Origin of the sequence: Secundilactobacillus kimchicus JCM 15530 (assembly GCF_001433995.1) — a bacterium.
In the GTDB taxonomy this organism is placed as follows: Bacteria; Bacillota; Bacilli; order Lactobacillales; family Lactobacillaceae; genus Secundilactobacillus; species Secundilactobacillus kimchicus.
In genome coordinates this window covers 61,973-83,529 of the sequence record NZ_AZCX01000006.1, presented here as the reverse complement: position 1 = coordinate 83,529, position 21,557 = coordinate 61,973, and the positions used below count along the sequence as shown (strand labels likewise).

The 21,557-nt window shown below is 48.0% G+C and carries 23 protein-coding genes and 1 pseudogene; 9 read left to right on the top strand and 15 right to left on the bottom strand.

Translation table 11 applies throughout. From position 1 onward, the window contains the following. Positions 1–31 precede the first annotated feature (31 nt). From FC96_RS08800 to FC96_RS08790, 3 genes are all read right to left on the bottom strand, one after another. Positions 32–1,189 (bottom strand): glycerate kinase family protein, encoded by a 1,158-nt coding sequence (locus FC96_RS08800; protein WP_054661166.1) that lies wholly within the window; start codon positions 1,187–1,189, stop codon positions 32–34. 222 nt (positions 1,190–1,411) lie between these two features. After that, entirely contained in the window at positions 1,412–2,713 is a 1,302-nt protein-coding gene (locus FC96_RS08795) for a GntP family permease (RefSeq protein WP_056942726.1), read from the bottom strand. Positions 2,714–2,895: 182 nt separating this feature from the next. Continuing rightward, complete coding sequence (locus tag FC96_RS08790) at positions 2,896–3,759, bottom strand: aldo/keto reductase (protein WP_164478856.1); 864 nt, start codon at positions 3,757–3,759, stop codon at positions 2,896–2,898. Between the two features lie 249 nt (positions 3,760–4,008). Here FC96_RS08790 and FC96_RS08785 point away from each other — a divergent pair, with 249 nt between their 5' ends. Continuing rightward, the gene (locus tag FC96_RS08785) at positions 4,009–4,698 is read left to right on the top strand and encodes a hypothetical protein (RefSeq protein ID WP_056942724.1); all 690 of its coding nucleotides are present in this window, start codon (positions 4,009–4,011) and stop codon (positions 4,696–4,698) included. Positions 4,699–4,838: 140 nt separating this feature from the next. Here the strand turns inward: FC96_RS08785 and FC96_RS08780 are convergent, their stop codons facing one another. Next, complete coding sequence (locus FC96_RS08780; RefSeq protein WP_056942723.1) at positions 4,839–5,987, bottom strand: ArgE/DapE family deacylase; 1,149 nt, start codon at positions 5,985–5,987, stop codon at positions 4,839–4,841. Positions 5,988–6,120: 133 nt separating this feature from the next. On the opposite strand from FC96_RS08780, the gene FC96_RS08775 reads away from it, so the two are divergent. The 3 genes from FC96_RS08775 (at position 6,121) to FC96_RS08765 (ending at position 8,824) form a co-directional block, all read left to right on the top strand. Continuing rightward, positions 6,121–6,633: a YbhB/YbcL family Raf kinase inhibitor-like protein gene (locus tag FC96_RS08775; RefSeq protein WP_054661164.1), complete on the top strand. Its 513-nt coding sequence runs from the start codon at positions 6,121–6,123 to the stop codon at positions 6,631–6,633. Positions 6,634–6,655: 22 nt separating this feature from the next. Further along, positions 6,656–7,153, top strand: coding sequence for a universal stress protein (locus FC96_RS08770; RefSeq protein WP_370866724.1), 498 nt, complete (start codon positions 6,656–6,658; stop codon positions 7,151–7,153). A gap of 69 nt (positions 7,154–7,222) precedes the next feature. After that, positions 7,223–8,824: an APC family permease gene (locus tag FC96_RS08765; RefSeq protein ID WP_056942722.1), complete on the top strand. Its 1,602-nt coding sequence runs from the start codon at positions 7,223–7,225 to the stop codon at positions 8,822–8,824. A 42-nt stretch (positions 8,825–8,866) separates the two neighbouring features. Here FC96_RS08765 and FC96_RS08760 read toward each other — a convergent pair whose 3' ends face one another. The 9 genes and pseudogenes from FC96_RS08760 to FC96_RS08720 all read right to left on the bottom strand — a co-directional run bounded on the left by FC96_RS08760 (position 8,867) and on the right by FC96_RS08720 (position 16,345). Further along, complete coding sequence (locus tag FC96_RS08760; RefSeq protein WP_054661163.1) at positions 8,867–9,610, bottom strand: glycerophosphodiester phosphodiesterase family protein; 744 nt, start codon at positions 9,608–9,610, stop codon at positions 8,867–8,869. Between the two features lie 16 nt (positions 9,611–9,626). Next, positions 9,627–10,070: a universal stress protein gene (locus FC96_RS08755; protein ID WP_055679604.1), complete on the bottom strand. Its 444-nt coding sequence runs from the start codon at positions 10,068–10,070 to the stop codon at positions 9,627–9,629. A gap of 248 nt (positions 10,071–10,318) precedes the next feature. Continuing rightward, positions 10,319–11,740 (bottom strand): PH domain-containing protein, encoded by a 1,422-nt coding sequence (locus FC96_RS08750; RefSeq protein ID WP_056942721.1) that lies wholly within the window; start codon positions 11,738–11,740, stop codon positions 10,319–10,321. Beyond that, a complete protein-coding gene (locus FC96_RS08745; RefSeq protein ID WP_054661161.1) occupies positions 11,733–12,206 on the bottom strand; it encodes a PH domain-containing protein in 474 nt (157 codons plus the stop codon). Before FC96_RS08745 ends, FC96_RS08750 begins: the two co-directional genes overlap by 8 nt. 112 nt (positions 12,207–12,318) lie before the next feature. Then, complete coding sequence (locus FC96_RS08740) at positions 12,319–13,164, bottom strand: transporter substrate-binding domain-containing protein (RefSeq protein WP_056942720.1); 846 nt, start codon at positions 13,162–13,164, stop codon at positions 12,319–12,321. A 12-nt stretch (positions 13,165–13,176) separates the two neighbouring features. After that, entirely contained in the window at positions 13,177–13,917 is a 741-nt protein-coding gene (locus FC96_RS08735) for an amino acid ABC transporter ATP-binding protein (RefSeq protein ID WP_056942719.1), read from the bottom strand. Continuing rightward, positions 13,910–14,599, bottom strand: a complete 690-nt coding sequence (locus tag FC96_RS08730) for an amino acid ABC transporter permease (RefSeq protein WP_056942718.1) — start codon at positions 14,597–14,599, stop codon at positions 13,910–13,912. Before FC96_RS08730 ends, FC96_RS08735 begins: the two co-directional genes overlap by 8 nt. Then, positions 14,580–15,242, bottom strand: a complete 663-nt coding sequence (locus FC96_RS08725) for an amino acid ABC transporter permease (RefSeq protein ID WP_056942717.1) — start codon at positions 15,240–15,242, stop codon at positions 14,580–14,582. The genes FC96_RS08730 and FC96_RS08725 overlap by 20 nt, the downstream gene beginning before the upstream one ends. A gap of 392 nt (positions 15,243–15,634) precedes the next feature. Beyond that, positions 15,635–16,345: pseudogene (locus FC96_RS08720) on the bottom strand (B3/B4 domain-containing protein). A gap of 101 nt (positions 16,346–16,446) precedes the next feature. On the opposite strand from FC96_RS08720, the gene FC96_RS12925 reads away from it, so the two are divergent. Then, a complete protein-coding gene (locus FC96_RS12925; RefSeq protein ID WP_156403203.1) occupies positions 16,447–16,614 on the top strand; it encodes a hypothetical protein in 168 nt (55 codons plus the stop codon). On the opposite strand, the gene FC96_RS08715 is transcribed toward FC96_RS12925, so the two are convergent. Beyond that, positions 16,598–17,782 (bottom strand): MFS transporter, encoded by a 1,185-nt coding sequence (locus FC96_RS08715; protein WP_054661159.1) that lies wholly within the window; start codon positions 17,780–17,782, stop codon positions 16,598–16,600. The two genes, FC96_RS12925 and FC96_RS08715, sit on opposite strands and share 17 nt — an antisense overlap. 150 nt (positions 17,783–17,932) lie before the next feature. Between FC96_RS08715 and FC96_RS08710 the strand changes: the two genes are divergently transcribed. Next, complete coding sequence (locus FC96_RS08710) at positions 17,933–18,547, top strand: hypothetical protein (RefSeq protein ID WP_056942716.1); 615 nt, start codon at positions 17,933–17,935, stop codon at positions 18,545–18,547. A gap of 30 nt (positions 18,548–18,577) precedes the next feature. After that, a complete protein-coding gene (locus FC96_RS08705; RefSeq protein ID WP_054661157.1) occupies positions 18,578–18,925 on the top strand; it encodes a DsrE family protein in 348 nt (115 codons plus the stop codon). A 61-nt stretch (positions 18,926–18,986) separates the two neighbouring features. Here the strand turns inward: FC96_RS08705 and FC96_RS08700 are convergent, their stop codons facing one another. Then, the gene (locus tag FC96_RS08700) at positions 18,987–19,430 is read right to left on the bottom strand and encodes a MerR family transcriptional regulator (RefSeq protein ID WP_056942715.1); all 444 of its coding nucleotides are present in this window, start codon (positions 19,428–19,430) and stop codon (positions 18,987–18,989) included. 105 nt (positions 19,431–19,535) lie between these two features. On the opposite strand from FC96_RS08700, the gene FC96_RS08695 reads away from it, so the two are divergent. Both FC96_RS08695 and FC96_RS08690 read left to right on the top strand, forming a co-directional pair. After that, positions 19,536–20,567, top strand: a complete 1,032-nt coding sequence (locus FC96_RS08695; RefSeq protein WP_056942714.1) for an NAD-dependent epimerase/dehydratase family protein — start codon at positions 19,536–19,538, stop codon at positions 20,565–20,567. Positions 20,568–20,894: 327 nt separating this feature from the next. Continuing rightward, entirely contained in the window at positions 20,895–21,515 is a 621-nt protein-coding gene (locus FC96_RS08690) for a LysM peptidoglycan-binding domain-containing protein (protein WP_156403202.1), read from the top strand. The last annotated feature ends 42 nt before the right edge of the window (positions 21,516–21,557 follow it).

Here is a 21,557-nt window from a genome sequence, read left to right as displayed (position 1 = left end):
CGCTGACCACTAGTCGCCTTAACCTCTCAGGTTAACGGCGACTTTTTAATTCGATAGATTGATATAATCGGGCAACGTTTTCCGCCGTCTGGCGCAGATTCTCAGGCCCGTTTTCAATTGCGGTCTTAAGATCGCTCACACCGGGCACGATACTAAAAATGGCATCGATGGCATCCGGCCGATAAAGGGCGGCCACCCCGTCGCCAACGTTTCCCGCTAGCACAACAACCGGCGCATTGGGGGCCACCTCCTTAGTCGCTTGTGCCACACCGAAGGGCGTTTTGCCAAACTGGGTCTGAAAGTCGATTCCCCCTTCACCGGTGAATACGAGGTCAACACCCTTGGCCTTTTCACGGAGTCCCGTATACTCAAGAACGATTTCCACCCCTTTTTCCATCGTCGCGTTGGTAAAAGCCAACAATCCGGCACCCAGACCACCAGCCGCCCCGGCACCTGACCGGTCCGCCAATGATTGGCCGAGGTCGCGGTGGATGACCGCCGCATAGTGGCGAAGATTTCGGTCCAGGATCTTGACCATTTCCGGTGTTGCCCCCTTTTGCGGTCCAAACACCGCCGAAGCGCCATCCGGCCCCACAAGCGGGTTAGTCACATCCGAGGCAATTAAGAGCTCAACCGTCTTCAGCCGAGCATCAACCGTGCTAGTGTCTATTCGATCCAAATCCGCTAACCCGCCGCCACCAACTGAAATTGATTGCCCGCTTTTGGTCAGTAACGACACCCCAAGTGCCTGCGCCATCCCGGCACCACCATCGTTGGTCGCACTACCGCCGATGCCTAGAATAATCCGCTTAACTCCCTGATCCAACGCGGCCAAAATAAGTTCTCCCGTGCCAAAGGTCGTGGTCACTAGCGGGTTATGGGTGGTCTCGTCGACATATTGCAACCCACTGGCGGCCGCCATTTCAATCACCGCCGTTTGACCATCACCCAGTAAGCCATACTGAGCTTGAACCGGGGTTCTCAGCGGGCCGCTAACCGTTACTGTTATGAACTGGCCAGCCGTTGCATCAACCAGCGATTGAACGGTACCTTCGCCACCATCCGCCATTGGGACGGTGACCAAATCGGCCGTCGGAAAAATGGGTTGTATGCCGGCTGCAATGGCCGTTGCCGCTTCCTTGGCGGTCATCCCGCCTTTGAATGAATCCGGGGCAATTAGAATTTTCATTAGACTGTCTCCTTTTGAGGTGGTCTTCAAGGCAGACTTTCACGATGTCAGCCAGGGGGCCACAGAATTCAAACTTAAGATTCTCTCGTCGCTGTTATCTAGTCGAAACGTGTTGCACAAGACTGATTGCTACTGTGTAAGGGACTTTAGCCAAAAATCCAAACCCAGGATTTTCCGCTAAAGTCCCTTACACTCCGCAATCAACCCGTCTTGTTCCACACTCTACATAAACCCCCACATCGCCGTCGCCACGACCACTGTCGTTAGTCCCACCAATGCTTCGTACATAATACCTTTTGACCGTTCGCCAATGGTCATGTGCATGGCATTAGCCGTCACGTGAAAGTAATTACCATGAGGGAGCTGGTCAATCACGATACCGCCCGTGTGGACCATTGCAGCTGCTGCTAAGGGAGCGACGCCGAATCCTAAGATTGCTTTACCAAACGAACCGGTAGCTAAAATAACACCGGTTGACGTCGAAGCAGCGGCGGCCGCCATCAGGATCCCTGAAATGGGGGCCAAAAACGTTCCAGATACGTGGGCGCCTTTAATCAGTGCAATCACTTGTTGCGGCAAACTCGAACTTGTGATTAAACCACCGATAGCACCCGCTCCAATCAAAATTAACACAACATCCGTCATCCGGTCCATACCAGCTTTGGCATATGCTTTCAACTGCCGCCCACGCCCCATCGCTAACGCGCCCACTACGGCCGCAATGGGCAACACATACAAGGCATCCAGATTCAACGTCGTGAGACTCTTAATATGCAACAACGACCCAATTGGGTTTAAAAGCAACAGCACAATGGCCACTAACGGCGTCACCAGGGAACGTCCTAGGCTTGGCAGGTCACTAACTTCGGCCTTTTCGGTTGCCAAGTTTGCGAGGTCTTCATTGAGAACTTTTGACCCTTTATTCTTTAGCAGGGTAGCCAAAATCACCGCTACTGCCAAGCCAAATAACGCAGGAATAAAGTCGGCAATCATTAGTTGACTTAATTCAACACCGAAACCCTTCGCCGCAGCAATGGTATTGGGATTAGGCGAAATGATATTTCCCGCCTTACCACCTCCGGAAAGCGCCACTAACAATGCTAGCTTGGAAATGTGCATCCGTTGCCCCGCTTCTAAGGCGATTGGTGCAACAATCAGGACGGCGACTGGAATGAAAACGCCAACTGCGGTGATGACCATTGTCGCTAAGGCTAGCGCGAATATTGCCAATCGATCACCTAGTTTCATCACAATCGCTCGGGCCAATGTTTCGGCCGAACCAGACTCCATCATCACACCGGCTAGCATACCGGCCGCCAACACCCGCAAAATAGTGCCAACGACGCTTTGTGACCCCGCAATCAGAATATTAATGGTCTGCAGTAAATTAGCACCGCCAATCAAGGCCCCAATAATAGCCCCCAATAATAATGAATAGACCGGGTTCAACTTCCACAAAATCAACAAAATAGCGAGACCTAACCCAATCAAGGCTGCCCACCACGAGACAACAACAGTTTCCATCGCTTAACGCTCCCTGCTAAAACGCAAGTTGTATCCGCTGTCATTTTATCGTAGTTAAGATGGGTATACAATGTGTTTTTTATAGATATTACATATTAATGACGTTATAGTGTGGTATATTCAAAAGCAAAAACCGCCCGATTAATATCAGACGGCTTTCTTTGAACGTTATTCAATCCGTTTTATTGGCGACTCCCATACGTTTGCGACTTCTTGAGCCAGGCCACGTCTTGAGGATCTGGCCCCACCCGCTTATTCTGGTCTAAGCTAGCAATCGCTTGCATTTCAGATTCATCAAGGCCAAATGCAAAAATATCGCGATTTTCTTTAACCCGGTTTTCGTGAATGGATTTTGGAATCACGACTTCCTCACGCTGAACATGCCAGCGCAGAATGACCTGAGCCGGTGAAACATCGTGAGCCGTTGCGATTTTTTTAATCACGGGATCGGCCAAGGCGTTGTTCTTACCACCGCCCAGTGGGCTCCAAGCCTCGTGAACAATGCCCTGTTCTTCCAAAAAGGCATGCAGCGCGGTTTGCTGGAAGTAAGGATGCGTCTCAATCTGATCCACCTGAGGTTTGACGGTCGTTTGACTCATTAAATCTTCAAGGTGATTTTGCTCAAAGTTAGAGACCCCAATATTTTTAAGCTGACCGTCGTGATAGAGATCTTCCATTGCTCGCCAACTCTCGATGTAACCTGGGGCTGGCCAGTGGATTAAGAATAAGTCAAGGCTGGTTAATCCCAGTCGATCGAGGGTTTCTTGAACAGCCCGCTTCGTTTCGTCATAACCCCGGACGTTGTTCCACAACTTAGACGTCACAAAGATGTCTTCTCTGGGCACATCACTTTCACGGATGGCGTCTCCCACCCACTGTTCGTTGCCATAGTAAGCCGCTGTGTCAATATGACGATACCCGGCCGACAGGGCCCACTGGATGGCATTTTTAGTGTCACTGGCGTTATCTACTTGAAAAACGCCTAGCCCTAATTGGGGGATGGTGTGGCCGTTAGCCAACGGAATTTCTGGAATATCATTATGCACAAAAAACGCTCCCTTCAGATAGTCACTTCACGTTTATTGTATCGGTCAAATACCGCCGCCGCAAGTCATGATACCCGGCTGTCTCAATCTTAGTCAAAAGCCGATTTACCAGCGATTTTAGCTAGCTAGTTCCCTGAAAAATTTTACTTTTTGATTAAAAAAGGTTAAAATCGTTAAGCAGCTGGGGAAAACTGTATCTGGTAGTTTTATGACTTTGTTCGCCGGTTCTTGATACTGGAGGTTTTTTATGTGAATAATCAGGAACCTAAATCGCGGATGCAACGCTATGATTTCAACACCGGAGACAACAAGGGACCGAAGCGCCCCCGCAAGTCACCACGCTTGCGGCAAATTATCATTGGCTTCATCGTGGCCCTCATTTTAGTTGTCGGCGTTGGTGTTTGGCTTGCAAACCGATCGACTTCGGTCGAAAATAGCAGTCCAGAATCTTCTGAGACTGTGTCAGACAGTAGTAATGATGAAAGCGATAGTCAAGATTCAAGCGATAACGACGACTCATCTGATGATACAGATACCACCGAGACAGGCGATGTTACCGATAATGGTGCGGCTCCTACTCAGGGGCGCGCCTCAACGCCAACTCCCCCTCAAAATCGGGGGTCAAATCGAGAATCAAACGCAACCACAAAGAACGGTGGACAAAGCACTTCAAGATCCGGTAGCCGCAATCAAAACGCGCAATCCGGCACCAGTAACAGTACTAATGATTCTTCTACCCAGCCATCCCAAGATACCGGAAGCAACGATAGTTCAACGTCAGGTGGGATTGATTTTAGTTCACCCCACACCTTTAGCTCCGTTGAAGATGCCCGCAGTTGGGCGTCAGCCACGCGTAGTGATTGGCTCAAGCAAGGGTATACCAATTACACGATTACACAGGATCCACAAGGTAACTACGTTTTAGCGTTTACCAAGTAATCACCGAGGATTGACGCAAAGAGCATCAATCCTCGGTCCCGTAAACCATTTTTAATATCGTAATGGTAAATAACCCAGCCATTTGTTGTTTACTAACCCAACCCCACAGAATTCGTTTGAATTCTGTGGGGTTTTTTAGATTATTTCTCAAAAAATTCTTCAATAACCGCTTCATAAAACCGAACCGCCGCCAAATACTGGTCAACCGTCACATACTCGTTGACCTCATGACCGGTGCCGGAGCCCGGACCGATAACCGCAATTGGAAACTGGCCCGCATGGCGAAACTCCGAGCCATCATTTGCCCCTCCAGAACCCACTGGCGTGACGACGTGGCCTAATGCACGTCGTCCCACCTTTTGGATGAGTTTGATAAATGGCGCGTCATAACGGCCCGTCATCACATCTTCGGGGTACGAAAACTGCAAGGTTAAGTGCATCCCCGCACGTTGATTCAGTCGATTCACCAAATCCTGTAAATCTGCCATGACCACGGGCGTCGGGTAGACTGGCGTTGTCCGCACGTTGGCTGATAAGCTTGCTAATTCGGGCACTGAGTTAATCTGTTCGCCGCCTGAAATGAGGTTCACGCTGTGTGTCACCTGGCCGAGGACGGCATCCGCTTGACGGTAGCCGGCCATCAATTCGTTGGCGGCCACGTAATAGGTCATCAACTGGTCAATGGCATTATTACCACGACTCGGGATCGCACTGTGCGCCGCCTTTCCGGTCGCCGTAACAGTGTAATCAATAACCCCCTTAGCCGCAAAGGCCACCTGGGTTAAGCCGGTTGGCTCGCCAATCACTAGTGCGTCTAAGCCGTCCGCAGCCCCCAACTTGGTGAGTTGGGCCGCGCCAAATTCGCCGGTTTCTTCGCCGACGGTTGCTAGTAGCCGAATGCCGCCAGTTGGTTGTCTGCCAGCCGCTAATCGGTTCAGTAGTGCAACGGTCATGGCCGCTAACCCACTCTTCATATCGCTAGCGCCCCGCCCATACAAACGACCCGCACGGAGACTTGGCGTAAACGGCGGGGTCTGCCATCGCGCTGCATCCCCTGCTGCAACGACATCCATGTGACCTGAAAAGCCAAGTTGCGGGCCCTCAGTCTGATCCCCAATGGTGACCACCAGATTATCACGGCCCGGAGCATATGGAACACGGGTCAAATGGGCGGCTGAATACCGGGTAAACTGGGCCGCAAGATAGTCGGCGACCGCGGCCTCCCCGCCATTTTCACTCGGAATCGCAATTAAATCTTTTAAGACTTGAACCTGTTCTTCGGGCGTCATCTAGCCACGTCCCTTCTCACTTTTCTCCAGCATACCCTGCCGGGCGAGCAAAATGCAAATTAGACCACACTTAGGTTTCAGCGTGAAAATGGAGTATACTTATATAGTAGCTACAAATCAGGAGGAAAATATCATGAAGATTAGTGTTCCAGTTAAAAGCGGTCACTTGCCAGACGTGTACGGGAAGTTCGCCCCTGAAAGTGAAAAGCATAACGGTGCGCCGGTTCGATCATTTCCAATTACCATCGAAGACGCCCCCGAAGAGACGGTGACTTACGCTGTCACCGTACTTGATCACGATGCTATTCCAGTAGGCGGTTTCACCTGGATTCACTGGGTCGTTGCTAACATTGATGGCAGTTTAACGGAAATTCCAGACAATGCGAGTCAAAGCGGCGACATCGCCATGACGTTGGGTAAAAATTCAACGGCAGGGTCACTTGTCGGTAACGCTGATCCTCAAACCAACCAACACTACGTTGGACCACAGCCACCTGATCGCGATCACCGTTACACCGTGACCGTTTATGCGATTGATGAAAAGCTACCACTGTTCGATGGCTTTTGGCTGAACCAAATGATGGATGCCATGCACGACCACATTTTGGCAAAAGCCAGCACCATCGTTATGAGCCGCGCCGAATAAGCCTACGCAAGGAGATTTTACTATGATGAACTACCAATCCGTATTAGTCCCGCTCGACACGTCACAGCTTGCTGAATTGGCCCTAGCCAAAGCCGTCGCCGTGGCCGAGCGTAACAACGCCCACCTCGATTTGTTGAGTGTCATTGATACCCATCAGTCTAATTACTATGGCGGCCTAATGAGTGGCGACCTCGTCAACAAGTTGGTGGATGATGCAACTCAGTACTTGGCTGAACTCAGCGACCAAGTCAAGCAAACATCCCAGTTAACCAACATCGAAACCCACATTCGGTTTGGCAACCCCAAGAGCGTCATCGGCATCGAGTTTCCTCATGATCACCAAACGGACCTCATCATGATGGGAGCAACCGGGATGAACGCCTGGGAACGGGCGCTAACGGGATCTGTCACTGATTTTGTGACCAAGAACTCACCTGCCGACGTATTAGTTGTCCGGACTGATTTAGACAATGAACCCACTGAAAAAGCCCTCACCAGTCCGTATCGAACCAGCGAATAATCAGCGTTCTTGGTTGCACCACCCGCAAAGGTGCGGTAAACTTTTGCAAATCACCCTTGGGGGAAACTCATGAAGAACGATACCACTAAAAAAATTAGTTTATTTCCACTTGTCATGCTCGCCCTCGGGTCGCTTATCGGCTCCGGGTGGCTTTTTGGCTCATGGGAAGCAACGCGCATTGCAGGACCCGCAGCCATCATTTCTTGGATCATTGGTGGTGTGATTATCGGAGCCATTGCGTATAACTACGTCGAAATTGGCGCCATGTTTCCTGAATCCGGTGGCATGAGTAAGTATGCTCAGTACTCTCACGGGTCCCTACTAGGCTTCATTGCCGCCTGGGCCAACTGGGTCTCACTCATTACCCTGATTCCCATCGAGGCCGTTGCGGCTGTCCAGTACATGAGTACCTGGCCGTGGGCGTGGGCTAACTGGACCCACCAGTTTCTAGCTGATGGCAAAGTCACCACGAGTGGCCTGATGGTCGTCTTTCTCTTCATCATCGTTTTTACCTTGATTAACTTCTGGTCAGTTAAGATTCTGACGCACTTTACCAGCCTAATCTCCGTCTTCAAAATTGGCGTTCCGCTACTGACGGTGGTGATGCTGACCCTTTCAGGCTTTCATCCCCAAAATTACGGGTCCAATTGGCAGACATTCATGCCGTACGGCTCTGCGCCCATTTTCACTGCCACAACGGTGGCCGGCATTATTTTTTCGTTTGATGCCTTTCAAACCGTCATCAACATGGGCGGCGAAATTGAAAATCCCAAGCAAAACATTGGCCGGGGGATCACTATCTCCCTTCTCATTTCAGGGATCATCTACGTGGTTTTACAGAGCACCTTTATTACGTCGATGCCAACCAGCATGCTCGCAAAGTACGGATGGCATGGCATTACCTTTAATTCGCCGTTCGCCGACCTCGCCATTTTGATGGGCATCTCCTGGTTGTCTGTCCTCTTATACATGGACGCCTTCGTTTCACCGTTTGGGACTGGGGTTTCGTTTATTGCCAACGCCGCCCGGGCACTATATGCGATGGAAAGTAACCATCACGTGCCCGCCTTTATCGGCAAAATCAACGTCAAATACGGGATTCCACGGCTGGCAATGGTCGTCAATACCGTCTTAAGCATGGTGATGGTCAGCGTGTTTCGGGACTGGGCAACCCTGGCTGCCGTGTTATCAACGGCGACCCTGATTGCCTATCTGACCGGTCCTGTGACCGCTGTGTCACTGCGAAAAATGGCACCACAGTTGACTCGGCCCATTCGTTTGAAACACCTCAACTTTATGGCCCCATTTTCATTTGTGTTAGCCTCACTAGCCGTTTACTGGGCCATGTGGCCGACCACAATTGAGGTCATTTTCGTCATCTTACTCGGTCTGCCCTTCTACTTTTACTACGAATGGCAAACTGGATTTGTTGCCACTAGGAAGGCCTTTTTTGCCAGCCTCTGGATGATTGGCTACCTGATATTCATCTCCATCATGTCCTACATTGGTGCGAGCCAGTTCAATGGTCAAAATTGGGTGAGCTATCCCTGGGATTTTGTGGTTATCATCGGCGTTTCGTTAGCCTTTTACTACTGGGGAATTCGCAGTTACCTCGTCACCCAAGATTTTTACCAAGCAGCGGCATTGAATCAGTCGGCCAATCCAAATTAAGCTCAAAAAAAACTGTCATGACACTGACAGCTTTTTTTGAGCTTAATTTAAATACCGCGATGGAAAATCCTGACTGATATCGGTAAAAACCCCGTCAGCGCCCCAGTTAAATAGCTGGTTGGCCTTGCTGAGCGAATTGACCGTCCAAACATTCACAGCTAATCCGGCCGCTTTTAACGCTCGAACCCGGTCCTTTGTCAGTCCCCCAACTTCAGGATGGACCGCGCTTGCTCCCGCTTTTTGGGCAATGGCAATCCAGTCTTGCGCCAACTGTTCCTTTTTGAATAGAACCGCCGTTTTAATGGCGGGTTGAACAGCCGAAAACCGGGTCAACATCTCCGGACTGAAACTGGAGACCAAGATCTGAGACGCTGGATTAACACCGGCCAGGGCCGCACTAAACTGCCTAATCAACTGATCGCGACGAACGGGATCACCAGCTAAGTGGGCCTTTAACTCGAAGTTCACGTTTAACTGGTCAGCGTTGATAACTTGAATCACTTGAGCTAGCGTTGGCAACGGCTCACCAATAAAGGCATCGGAAAACCACGACCCAGCGTCAACTTTCGCCAGCTCATCATGGGTCAGCTCATGAACTGACCCGGAATGGTCGGTGGTACGGTCCAAGTCTGCGTCGTGCAAGATCACAATGTCCCCGTCTTGAGTCAGGTCAAGATCCGTTTCAAGCCATTTAACCCCGTGCTTTTTGAGTTCCCGGTACGCCGCCAGGGTATTTTCCGGAGCAAGGCGGGAAAGCCCGCGATGCGCAAAAATTTGTTTTGTCAAAATTGACCTTTCTTGGTTATCGAACCACTAAAACGGATATTGGTGCGTACTTTGCCATATAAGCAGCTTGCGACCCAAAGCGCTTGCGAATCCCGGTTTTGGACAACGACCCAACCACTAATAGATCAGGGTTAACGGCCGGGATCACACTTTTGACAATTGTCTCTCCCGGATCGCCTTCCCCGATAATTGTGTTGACCTTCTTGATACCAAATTGTTCGGCCAGTTTCCGGTATTCTAAAATGTGTTTTTCCAAGTCTTCCCGTTGACCATGAATAAAGTCCTTATTGAGGGCTTGGTACACATTCATCTCGTCAGACTCCAGAATCGACGTAATGGTAAGCTCTGCATCGTCTTGCTTCGCCCGGTTCATCGCATACCTAAACGCTAATTGAGCATCGTCGGAATCATCGACCCCCACCAAAATATGCTTAAAGTGCTTCGGATCCATTTCTGCCATAACACCAATCTCCTTCTCGTGGTTCGTCATCGTTGGTACCGTCTATCATTGGACAACCAGCCACGTTCTTTATGCTAATTGTACCAATATTGGATTGTGATGCCAATCACACCACTTAAAAATAAACGTTAACCGGTGGCTAACCCATTGTTTAATTTAATGCCAACACTATTATAGAATAATGTTTAAACATTTAAAACAAAATCTTTGGTTACCCGAACATTTTCAAAAATACTCAGTTGGTCAGACTAGGCTCGATACCACTCATAATACTGTCGTGCGACCTTCACCGGTAGATAACGGACGGTGACCTTTTTTTCAGCATCACCACTTCGCACGCTCACCGCTAGATGAGCGAGGCCGACCCGTTTCATCCAAATTGATTGCTGAATTGTCGCCGCTTGAATTCGCTTCTTAGGCACCAGGGTCAACGTTCGGGAAAATAGCGACCCTTCTTGGGCCACCAGGTAGTCAGCAACCAATCCGATTCCCGTGTGCTGACCGGCGTAACGACCGAGGAAAAGGGCAATCACCGGCAGTAGCAATGACCACCCAGCGGTGGCTCGGGCAACAATCACCCACCCCACTACGGGAATCATGGCCACGGCCACGGCATTTCGAATCATCCGCCACTGGCCCAACCAAGGAATCGCCGTGATCACAGGCTGGCTTGTCGGTAACCATGGCAAAAATTGGGGCATGACGGTCCATACCTGGTCAGTCCGAAGAACTGGCATCACCACCATCTCCGATTCTTCATCGTCACTTAACGTGGAAGCGAGCACCGTTTGAACTGTCGCCAATTGAAACAATTGGCGTAACACCGATTGTTTGACCACAATGGCTTGCACCCGATCCAAGTCGGAAGTCACCGTTCGCCGTTGGAAAAGGCCTCTTCGTGTTACGATCTGATTTCGTTGTCTGGTCACTGTAAACCCATAATAGCGAAGGACAATTTGAACGTACGATAGAATAGTGCCCACGATTAATACGCCCAAAATAAAGGTGACTAACATCAACCATTCAGCATGTTGAACCGAACTAATGGCCCGTGAAAGCCATTCCCGTGGGATCACATCGGAAAATTTACTGTAGGCATAAATTAATCCTAAAATGATTGGCGCAATCCCTAATGACGTTAAAGCGTACACATTAAGGTCCCTGGCGTTAATCTTGTACGCCGTCCCTTCGCTGGTTTCAACGGAAACCGGTGAAACCGACGCGACTTCAGATATGGCTGATCCAGCGTGCTGTCGTCGAAGAAGCTCCTGATAGACGGCGACCTTGACCATAGGCAGTTGGGCATCTCCGTCATCGCCGGATTTGCCGGCCGTTTCGATAATCACTGCTTCTAGTCCAAAGGGGATCATGTAAAACCAGCGCTTTGTCTGAACGGTCTGGATCCGATCATAAGGAATATGAAGTTGCTTGCGAAAAATCAATCCTGAATTAATGGTCAGCGCTTGATCACCGATTTCAAACGTAAAGAGCCAATACCGGGCCAAGCTGGTGACTATCGCGATTGCAACGAGCAAACTTAATAATTGAGGCGCCGGAATTTCCCTGATAAAGTGAACGTTCACGACCACGACAAAAATGACCGTCCAATTGATCAGCGAACCCAAAAAATAATTCACGAGAATCAGTGGGTGTAATCGCTGCTTAGGCATCCTCAACATCCTTTCTCGCCGCTAGGGTCATAATTCGAACCTTGAGCGTCTCGGCGGTTTCGGGCAATACCGCTTCAATCTCGTAACGATCAGCGGCCGTTTCAATAATGACGGTTTTTAATTTGAACCACTGGAGAATTGGCCCTGCCGAAAGCGTAACATTTTGAATCCGGGTAATTGGAATGGCAGTTTCGTGATGGAAAAAGAACCCCGATTCAATTTCCACATCATTTTCATTAATGGCGTAGCGCCAAAACCGGTACCGGTATGGCACAATACTCAGTTCAACCACCACGTCTAGTACCACCAGCACACCGGCTACAGCAGCCAGCCAAAATGGCCAGGACCAAAAGTGGTTCGCTAAGATCAGCAACCCAATAATAACGATGCCAATCAGGAGAGAGCCGAAGGCACTCATCCGCCAAACCGATTTAATTTCAGATGGTAACTGGTGCGATGTTTGCATAATAAAATCCTACCTTCATACTGGAATACCACCATCGTAGCGCATATTTTGTCCGTTGAAAACAAGGGGACCAAAAAAGGGCGACGGATAATTCGTCACCCTTTGAATCCCATTACTTATCTAAAATAATATCACTTGGCTTAACTTCACTACCAAAGTACGGCTTTAGTTGTGAATCATAGTCTTTTTCAAAGAAACCTTTGCTCGTCAACGTTTTAATCTCATTATTCGTCCAGTTCAAGAGTGATTTGTTCCCCTTCTTCACAGCCGGCGCAATATAGGATTTAGGCCCAATACTCTTAATTCCTACGGTGTATTTAGGATTATTTTTGACCCACGCGTACAAGTAGGAGTTGTCATCTGCTAAACCGGCGGCCCGATTGTTCTTCAAGGCGTTAAACTGCTGCGTTTTTGAGTCAAACTTCAACAAATTAACCTTGGGCTGATCCTGGGTAAAGTAGGTTTCAGCAGTCGTTCCCTTTGTAACAATCAAGTTTTTATTCTGCAATTGCTTAACGTTATTGATCACTTGGTTCTTTGGCGAAACAACCCCGACTGAAACCTTCATGTATGGTGACGCAAAATCAACGACCTGTTTCCGTTCGTCCGTCACCGTAAAGTTGGCTAACACTAGATCCACTTTATTGGCATTTAATGCATCTACTCGATTATTAGCATTCACTTGAACAAACTTTATTTTTACTTTAAGATCCTTTGCTATTTGCCTAGCCAGTGTCAGATCATATCCAACCCGTTGACCAGCTTTATTCACCCAACCATAGGGCGGTAAATCACCAAAAACAGCAATTCGAATAGTTCCTCGTTTTTGAATCTTAGCCACGGTACTTTCGTTATTATCACTAGAATTTGACGATTTATTTCCACAGCCAGTCAGAACTAACCCTAAAACTACAACAATAGCAAATCCAGAAACTACTTTTTGCCAACTTTTTTTCATTTTAAATACCCCCTAAAAATCCATACTCTCTAAGAATTCTTTTGCTCGATCGGTCTGTGGGTTCTCAAAAAACTGAGTGCCTGCTGTTGTTTCCAGCAACTCACCATTTTCTAGGAACAGTACACGATCAGCGATTCGCTTTGCAAAGTTCATCTCATGAGTCACAACAATCATTGTCATTTTATCCTGTTTCGCCAACCTGCTAATGATATTAAGGACCCCCCGTACCATTTCGGGGTCGAGACTGGCTGTCACTTCGTCAAACAGCATTAGTTCCGGTTTTAGGGCAAGGGCCCGAATAATGGCGATTCGCTGCTTTTGACCACCCGATAATTGACGGGGGTACACGTTAGCATACTCCGATAACCCCACAACCTCTAAAAGCCGTTTTGCTTCCGCTTGTGCAATATCCCGCGGCTGTTTTTGAACCTTGGTTGGACCCAGCAAGATATTTTCCATTACTGTCAAATTGGGAAATAAATCATAACTCTGAAACACCATCCCGATTTGTTGTCGAAGCTTTCGCCAACCTTTTTCGTCAGGCTGAATCTCCTGTCCCTTAAATTTAAGAACACCGGATTGGTACGGTTCCAACCCATTCAACGTTCGAATCAACGTGCTTTTCCCAGATCCCGAAGGACCTAATAACACAACAACTTCACCTTCATCAATTGAAAATGTAATATCATGAAGGACATGTTGTTTTTGATAGTACTTTTCAAGGTTCGATACGCTATAAATCTGCTTAGTCATTGACCCGCTCCAATCTGCGACGATTCATTCGAGTTGCCCACCATGACAGTGGATAGTCGATGACGAAATACATCACGAAAATAAATCCATAAATCCAAAACACACTATTTGGATACTGCTTACTGTTCGCTTCCACAATTGTCTGCCCCACATTGATCACATCGGCAACGCTTATTAGTAATAGCAGCGACGTCGTCTTGATCACTCGAGTCATCAGATTAATTGTGGCCGGAATCTCAAGACTCACCGCTTGGGGAATTAAAATATACCGATATAACTGCCAACGATTCAGGCCGATGGCCAATCCTGATTCGAGTTGGTGTTTAGGCACTGAAATCAAAGCGCCGCGAACAATATCACTCATTTCAGCCGCTGTCCATAACGCAAAAACAAGCATGGCCACTTCATTGGCGGGGAGGTTTACCCCAGCCGTTTTAGGCAAAATATAGTAGAACAAAAATAACAGGACCACGGTAGGAACAATTCTAAAGAACTCAAGATATAACCGTAAAACTAACCGAAGAACCCGATTTTTAAGCGTCCTTAAAACACCCAAAATCAGTCCCAAAGCTAGCCCACAAATCAACGCCACAAAGGCGATTGCTATCGTCGTTTCCAAACCGCCAATTAAGCGTGCGAAGTTTTGCCCTTCAAACAGCACTTCAATTCCCGAATGTGCCATAGCGGACCCTCCTCTCGACTAGCGTTAAAACAATCGACAACGGAATTAAGATAATTGCGTACCCAACAACTAGGACTAACAAATACTCGTTAGTGTGATAATACATCCCAATGAGATCCAGTGCCGTATTTGTTAGTTCTGGAATGGCAATGACTGTAAAAACAGACGTTTCTTTGATTAAAAAAATGATGTTTGCAGCCAGCGCAGGAATACTCTGCGATAGCCCTTGTGGAAATATCACAAACCGAGCTAGTTGCCACTTTGATAGTCCAATCGCCTTTCCTGATTCGATTTGAGAATGGCTAACGCCATCAAAACCACCGGTAAATCCCTCAGACATATATGATCCGCCAAGAAAAATTAATCCCACAATTCCGCATAGCTCAGCACTCAATTTAATGCCAATGATTGAAAAAGCGTAGTACAAGAAAAATAGTTGCACCAATAACGGCGTGTTTCGAGATACTTCAACATACACGGTTGCTATTTGTGATAACCCAGGCACCCGAAAATACCGCAACAGACTACACCCAATCCCGACCACAATAGAACCCGTAATACCCAATAACGATAACCATAGCGTTAACTTAAACCCCTTTTGAAATACGGGTAGGCTCTGTTGAATGATCTGCCAACTGCTCATTAAAAATTTGCCTCCTTCACCTATATTCATCTATCAACCACACAAAAACGCCCCTCTCGATTCAAAACCGAAAGGGGCGTTTTCACGCGTTACCACCCTCAATATGCACGGCGATCACCCGACCATGCCTTACCAACTCAACTTAAGTCTGGGAGGATAACGACTCCTGACGATCCGAAAGCCCCGTGACCTTCGAATAGGCTATAAGCTCATCTTCACTGGCAGTAGCTGGCCCCTTCCCATCTTACCGGAGCTCTCTAAACAGCCGCTAACCAGTTACTCTTCTTAATTATTGCCAAAAATGAAAATTAAATGATAGAATGTGTTGAAATTAATTATAGAATGGTGATTTCTTAACGTCAAGGTCTTTAATAACAAAAGATTCATGACACTTAAACCTGCACTTCCGGGTTATCCCGGGTTAAAATTGCAATTCGCCCCTTAACATGCAGTTCCTGTTCAAATAGGTCTTGCATCGCGCGAACGGCTTTTTGAACTTGAGCGTGTTGGTCGGCATAAGCGGCCTCCACAACCAACGCCGTCCGTTGCGTGTCTTCAACCAGCATCGTTCTCTGGGCTTCCCGCCAATTCCAGCACCGTACATTAGCCCCCGCTTGATCGTAGTAAATAACTTCCCCAGGCAAGCCCGGTTCGTCTTCATCCGCACCAAGTGGTCGAAAGTCCTCGCCGCCAGTTGCAACGCCAAGTCTCAGGTCACCCGCAACTTTTGCCAAGTCCTCACCGCCAACTGGCACGCCGTACGTTAACGAAATATAGTTGTACAAATCAACGATTGGGTTGATCGGACCGAATTACCGTCCCTGACTCACTCGCTTCAGCATCGCTTCAATCGAAGAACGAGCGCCCTTTTTAGTCTTGAAGGCTTGATAAGCTTTGCGCCAACTGGCGACTACTGGGTTATCCCGGAATGGGTCAACCGTGATAAACTGCCCAGCCGCCTGAGTGGCTTCATCTAATAACGCTTAATAGTGGGAGATCCGCTCTTTTTTAACATGGTTATCAAGACCGTCTAAAACCAAAACGCCGAGTTGGGCATCGGGAAATAAATCAAACAACGCTGGGTCGATCTTTAATTTTTGCATGTGTCATTCTCCTTTTCCGGCTCTCGATTCATCGCCTCAACTACCCGTTTGGGTACCCCCGTTCATGCTATACTGAAGCCAGTCAAAGGAGGTCTTTATCAATGGTCATCGCTAGTCGGCTTTTCTTCATTGTTTTCATTCTCATTGCGTGGCTGCTTATCAGCTTACTTCGGCGAGACCGCCTGCAAATCATCATTAGCGGCCTCTTAGTGGCATTAGTCATCATCCTAGCGTTTATCGCCATTATTTTGTTCATTGGTCGACTGTAGGCGTTCCGTGTTGCGCAATCGCTTTATTGAGTAACACGACGAGTCCCAGCGAAATGGCGGCATATCCGGCAGCACCAAAACTAATGTGACTCAAGCCAACTTTGCCAACCAGACTCGACGCCGTTGCAGATCCCAGTGAAATCCCAAAATTAAAGAAAATCGAATTCAGCGACGAGGCCAGAACCAACGACTGCGGATAGTCGCGTTCCGCAATGTTCAAAAAGTGAATCTGAATCGGCGAGTTAATAATCGTCACAATTAGCGTCAGAATTAAAAAGATTCCGAGACCGAAAATTTTAGAGCCCAGTGCCACCGGTAACAATAGTAACAGCACAATATCCGCGATGTAAAAGACTGGCATTTTTGCTAAACCGTTTCGCTCGGCCAACGTGCCGGATAACCGATTACTGATAATACTCATGATACCAAGTGACACCAATAAGAAATTAAGCGTCTGGTTGTCAAAGCCCAGACCAGTTGTTAATAGCGGTCGAATGTATGTATAGTAAGCATACATCGTAGCCGCGGTGAACAGCACGACACCAATTGCCAAATAGATCCGGCGATCCGCTAACAGGGACAGCTGCCCCCGAATGCCACTTTGAACCTGCGCGACGTTTTTCGGTAGTAACCAGATTAACAGAACGAAAATAATGGCCGTAATCACCGAAATACCAAAGAAGGTATACCGCCAACCATAGGCGGTACTCACAGCAGTCCCAATTGGAACTCCGAACACGGAGGCAATGCTAAACCCCGCAAACACCCATGAAATCAAGCTTGCTCGCTTGTTTCGTGGGGCGACCGTATTGGCAAACGTCATCACTAGGGAAATAATCGATCCGGCAACTGCGGCCGTCAGCATTCGGGCTACGACCATAAACCCGAAGCTCGTCGCAAAACCACTGAGAGTATTGCCAATGAAAAAGACCACGATCAGAACTAATAACGTCTTGTATCGGCTATACCGACTGGTCAAAATCGTCACGAACGGGGTACTGATTGCGTAGACCGTCGCAAATATTGTAACCAGGTACCCGACCGTTGCAATCGGGGTGTGAAAACTGGCCGCTAAATCATTTAACACACCAACGACAATAAACTCGTTGCAGCCCAACATGAAGGCGACCAATACAAAAATTATGGATTGTAACTTAAACTTACTCATGGTCAGCTCCCTTAACTATTATCTTCTTATATTATAGTACCTCAAATCTTACGGCCTCGGAACTGTCAATCTGGACAATTTTCTATGGCCCTCACCACCGGCGTCTATGGTATGCTTATCGGTAATTAACAATTGGGGGAGTTGGAGACAGTGAAAAAACAACTATTATTTGGTTTGGCGATAGTCTTAACCATCCTAACGGGGACCGTTTCAGCCCATGCGACTTCGGCAACTAAGGGCTATAAAATGCAAGCGGGCGACCTCTTAGTCGCTCACGGCGCCAACGCCAATAGCTTAGGCGGTGTCGGTGGAATGTTTGGCCACGTTGCCATCGCAACAACGGCTAACTACGTGATCGAAATGCCGGGTGAAAACTACGGCTACAGCTTAAAACAAAACGCTCACGTCACGCCGAAGAAGACGTTATTTGCGCGCCACGCGTCGCCAGTCGCCGGCAGCTGGGTCGATGTCTATCGGCTTCCTAAAGCGAAGCAAAAGGCAGCCAAGCAAGCGGCCCTATACGCTTATCGGGATATGTACAAGAAAAATAATCCAAATTATGCCATCTTGCCGGCTGGCACCCTGTACCAGTCGAATCCCAGCTACTGTTCCAAGTTCATTTACCTCGCATTTTACAACCTCTTTGGGACCCGAGCCGTTAAACAGTTTAATACGGCACTGCACTTTGTGTCGCCGTACGGCTTAAATTCAACGTTTACGACCGCATACAAACCACAGTTTCTGAGCAAAATTACCGCAGTGTAATCAAATCACCATCCGAAAGGACCTGTCTCAATGGAAACAAAAATTCTGCTGCACGTTGATCAACTCGACCGGATTGGCGAAATGACCAGTAACCTCACCAACCTTTTAAACTATCGAGCAAACCACCCCGACGACCATCTAGCCGTTATTGTGGTACTCAACGGTGACGCGATTATGGCCACTCTCACGCCAAGTTTCCGGGAGCAAGTCGCCACGTTTTTACAGGCACCAGACGTAGCCTTTCACGCCTGCCACAACTCGCTTAATAGTCATGGCATCAATCCCAATCAGCTCCAAAGTGGCGTCGAAGTCGTTGAAGCCGGCGTCGTCGACCTCGCTATTCAACAGGACCGTGGGTTTCGATATATTAAGCCTTAATTATCAAATGATCATCCAAAACGGCCATGTGCCGCTGTTTTGGATGATCCTTTTTTGTAAGCTAACGCTTAACTTGAAACGGTTTTTTCAACCCAGCTCGCGCTTTTTCCTGATTGACGTAAGCCACTTCTTTTTGAACAAATGTATGGGCATCCGGCGCTTGATAATTTTCTAACTTTAAATCAATCTCGGCAAGACTTTCTTGTAAAACTGCCTGCTGGCGTAAAATCGTTTCTCGATGGTCTTTTAACATCGCAATTCGATCGTCAATCGTGGTATCCCCAGCCATGACGGCTGAAATATAGTCGCGGATGTGTTCGATGCTCATCCCGGTATCTTTAAGACAGCACACCGTGTACAGCATTTTTAAATCTGAATCGGTAAACGCCCGATGGCCTGATTTATTCTTACTCACAAACGGCAGCAATCCGCGTTTATCGTAGTATCTAATTGTTGAAATCGACAGGTTAAACTTTTCGGCAACGTCACCAATCGCATACGTCATTTTAAAAACTCCTTTTAGCCTTGACCTAAACCATGGTTTAGGTTTTATGCTGACTATAATCAATTTTAAAGAATAATTCAACCCTAACATTGGAGGTCTTTTAGAATGACAACTGAAAAAGTGCTGATCACAGGCGGGACGGGTTTCCTTGGTTCCCAGTTAGTATTAGCCGCACTCCGGCAAGGCTATCATGTGCGGACCACTGTCCGCTCTAAAACAAGTGAGGAGGCGCTGCTTAAAACACTGGCTGAACAAGGCTATCCCACCACTTCTCAACTGGAATTTGCCCAGACTGATTTGCTGGCAGATGATGGCTGGGATACTGCCATGGCCGATATTGACTACGTCTTGAGTGTAGCTTCTCCCGTATTCTTCGGCAAAGTGACCGACGAATCAGCGGTCATTGAACCGGCCGTTGCTGGTATTACTAGGATTTTAACGGCTGCTGACAAAGCGGGGGTCAAACGCGTCGTCATGACCGCTAACTTCGGTGGTGTTGGGTTTAGTCAATTTGACTCAACCAGACCGACGACGGAGGCCGACTGGACGGACCCCGAACAACCGGGCTTATCCGTCTACGAAAAGTCAAAAACGATTGCTGAACGGCGCGCTTGGGACTATATGCATACTCACGACACCAATATGACGTTTACGGCCATTAACCCCGTCGCTATTTTTGGCCCTTCCTTGAACCAGCATGTGTCAGGCAGCTTTGACCTGCTAAAAGCAATCATGAATGGCCAGACAAAACGGCTGGTGAACATTGAGTTAAACGTCGTCGATGTTCGCGATGTTGTCGACCTTCATTTACGGGCAATGACGGCTCCTCAGGCGGCCAATCAGCGTTTTATCGCTAGTGCAGACGGTCAGATTAGCTTTAGCGAAATTGCCACGTTGGTTCGAACTGCTCACCCAGAACTTGCTGAAACCATTACAAAGAAAAAAATGCCCGATTGGCTCGTTCGACTGGCCGCTCATTTTAGTGCACAAGCTAAATCGGGGCAACTTCTAATGACCATTAACCGCAACGTTAGTAACGAAAAAGCCAAACGACTATTGGGGTGGCGCCCCATTGTTTCTCAAGAACAAGCGCTACTGGCCGCTGCTGACACGCTAATTAAGGCCCATTTAGTCTAGTGGCCTTCCAACATAATTAAGAAAACCTAAATTACCGTCTATTTCTAATGTCAAAATTGCCGATTCCGGTAATAAACTTAATATCAACTCCCGATCGTTTATCAGACTTTACCCGATGAGACGGGTCTCAAAGTCGAATTCGAATGGGTCAAAAAGATTACAAATGTTACAAAAACTAGTCTTTTCGGAAACTTTTGCCTTTACTTCTTAAAACTAGTGATACGTCAAAGTAACACTAACCAGTTAGACTCGTGTTTGTTGATGACAAGATATCAACACATTGATGAGCTTCATAACTACCGAGTTTTAACTATAGGAGTGTATATTTTGAAGAAATTTGTTACTACGATTCTCGCTACTACCGCCGCAGCATTTGGCTTGTTCCTTGCCGGCACCACTGATGCAAGCGCCGCAACTACTTACACCGTTAAGTCAGGTGACTCTGTATGGGGTATCTCACAGGAATTCAACTCAACAATCAACGCCATCGAATCAGCTAACAACATCCAAGGTCACTTGATCTTGCCTGGCCAACAGTTGACGATTCCTGATGGTACCACAACTAAGGCTGCTACGACTGCCGGGACTTACAGTGCACCAGCCCAAACCAGCCAAGCAACGACCAACTACAACACTTACAGCAACACCGCGAACACAGCGAACAACACCGCTTCAAACACGACTTCTTCATCAGCCGCTACTTACACTGGTAGCAACATGAAGAGCTACGTATTGAGCCAAATGGCTTCACGGACTGGTGTTTCTGCTTCCACTTGGAACAACATCATCCAACGTGAATCTAACTGGCAAGCAGGCGTTCGTAACAGTTCAAGCGGCGCTTATGGCTTGTTCCAAAACATGCACATCTCTGGCGGTTCAGTTCAACAACAAGTTGACGCAGCCGTATCACTTTACCACTCACAAGGGATGGGTGCCTGGGCACTTTAATTTAACGCGATTGCAACACCCAAAAAGGTTTGAGGAAAATTT